Source organism: Arthrobacter sp. 01N444, from assembly GCF_056399305.1.
Genome location: NZ_JBFTRB010000037.1, coordinates 1 through 709, shown reverse-complemented (window position 1 = coordinate 709; position 709 = coordinate 1). Strand labels below are relative to the sequence as shown.

The window sequence follows — 709 nt, the reverse complement described above, 5'->3', positions numbered from 1 at the left end:
AGCTCACCCTCGCGGACCTCAAGGCCTTCCGCGACCACCTGCGCATCCCGATCACGGACGACCAGCTCGAAGCGGACCTCTACCGGCCGCCGTACTACCACCCCGGCATGGACTCCCCGGAGATCCAGTACCTGATGGACCGCCGCAAGGAACTCGGCGGCTTCGTCCCCGAGCGGCGGCCGGACCATGCGCCCGTGGAACTGCCCGATCCCGCAACCTATGGGGTCGCCAAGCGAGGCTCCGGCAAGCAGCGCTCAGCCACCACCATGGCCTTTGTACGCCTGCTCAAGGACCTGCTCCGGGACAAAAAGTTCGGACACCGCATTGTCCCGATCGTGCCGGACGAATCCCGCACGTTCGGCATGGACGCGTTCTTCCCGACGGCGAAGATCTACAACCCGGACGGCCAGGGCTACCTCTCCGTGGACCGGGAGCTCGTCCTTGCCTATAAGGAATCGGCCCAGGGCCAGCTGATCCACCCGGGCATCAATGAAGCCGGGGCGGTGGCGGCCTTCACCGCTGCCGGCACGTCCTACGCCACGCACGGCGAACCGCTCGTGCCGGTCTACGTCTTCTACTCGATGTTCGGCTTCCAGCGCACCGGCGATTCCTTCTGGGCCGCCGCCGACCAGATGACCCGCGGGTTCATCATCGGCGCCACCGCCGGACGCACCACCCTGACCGGCGAAGGCCTGCAGCACGCCGACGG

At 67.4% G+C, this 709-nt stretch carries 1 pseudogene; it reads left to right on the top strand.

Annotated elements, in window-relative coordinates:
• Nucleotides 1-709, top strand: a pseudogene (locus AC1DKN_RS20985) (pyruvate dehydrogenase (acetyl-transferring), homodimeric type); the annotation flags it as partial.